Annotated in this window: 1 protein-coding gene; it reads right to left on the bottom strand. The window is 63.2% G+C overall.

Annotated elements, in window-relative coordinates:
• Positions 1-288: 288 nt before the first annotated feature.
• Entirely contained in the window at positions 289-1,434 is a 1,146-nt protein-coding gene (locus IEN85_RS18740) for an IS91 family transposase (protein WP_191618642.1), read from the bottom strand.

A 1,434-nucleotide genomic window follows, 5' to 3' on the forward strand; every position in this document is an offset into this window, starting at 1 on the left:
AACGTTAAGTTCACCCGACGCAGCGAAGCGGAGTGGGTGCAACGTCTTGTTCGAGGATGTTTTCTTTATGGGTTTATCGGGGCGGAGGGCTTCGGTATCCGGTGGCGAGCGGGGCGGCTGAACGATGCTTCTGGCTTCATTTGCTATCTTCGATATGCGGTTTCTACTTAGTCAGCAAGCCCGGATATCCGTTAAATCCATAGCTTGATTGGGATCGGTCAAATGCGTTGCCAGGCGGCAGGGCTTGTCCTGTCGCTAAGCTTGAGGCGGACCTGGGCGTTTCGCGTTTCACGAGCTGTCGAGAAGGTCGAGCAGCGAGTGGAAGCTTGGGGTCTCGGCCTCGAAGGCGAGATCCCCGCAACTGGGACAGCGTACGCCATGCTCCTGGTGGCGGAGCTCGATGTTCGCCGCCACCGCCAGCAACGCTTTGACCATATCGACCAGAGCGAGCCCTTGCTGCTTGATCGACTGGCGGGCCTGATCGAGGCCCTTGGGATTCCAGAAGCCGTAGTACCTGATGCGCCGGAAGCCGGCGGGGAGCACGTGCTGGGCGAACATCCTCACGAAGTCGCCTCCGGCGACGGTGGCGAGCTTCTTGGCGCCGTCCTGGCGGTAGTCCTTCCATTCGAAGGTTACGCTCCCTTCGCCGACCTCGCGTATCCGCCCTTCGGATATGGCGACCTTGTGGGCGTACCTGCCGACGTACTCGACGACCTTGTCGGGGCCGCAGTAGGTCTCCTTGGTGTAGACGACCCATGGGCGCAGGGAGGAGAGCCTGAGCGCTCCGCGGAACCTGCCGGGGCCCCAGCCGGGGGGAAGCGTAAGCTTCCCTTTGGCGTGGAGTCTCTGGACTGCTTTGAGGAACTTTCCCCGGAAGACCTTCGAGAGCTTCTTCACGTCGAAGAGGCTGCCCTTGCCGTCGCGCCATACGCCGTCGGCCAGCGAGCCGCACGCCACGACGTAGTGGACGTGCGGATGCAGCTGGAGACGCTGCCCCCAGGTGTGCAGGACGCCGAAGAAGCCGCCCTTGCCGCCGAAGCGGCGGTCGGAGGCGAAGAAGCTTTTGAGCGTGCCCGAGCTCGCCGCGAAGAGAAGGTCGTATATGGCGGCTTCGTTGTAGCGGACCAGCTCGTCGAGCGTGTCGGGCAACGTGAATACGCAGTGGTGGTACCTGGTGGGGAGCAAGCGTTCGCTCTGGGCGGCGACCCACTTGCGGGTGGCCCTGCCTTGGCATTGGGGGCAGTGCCTGTCCCGGCAGCTGTTGTAGGCGACGATCTCGTTGCCGCATGCGCAGACCGTCTGGACGCTGGCTCCCAGGCGGCTTGTGCGGCAGGCCTTGACGCTGCCGAAGACCTTGCACTGCTGGGCGCTGAGCGCCCGTTTCCTTTTGAGAGGGGGTTCGAAGCGGGTGATGATGTCCGCCAGCTTGCCCAT

The organism is Pelagicoccus enzymogenes, from assembly GCF_014803405.1.
GTDB classification, from domain to species: domain Bacteria; phylum Verrucomicrobiota; class Verrucomicrobiia; order Opitutales; family Opitutaceae; genus Pelagicoccus; species Pelagicoccus enzymogenes.

Bases quoted from the DNA above. Each gene is read 5' to 3' on its own strand.
- IEN85_RS18740 (WP_191618642.1), bottom strand. From the start codon at position 1,434: ATGGGCAAGCTGGCGGACATCATCACCCGCTTCGAACCCCCTCTCAAA.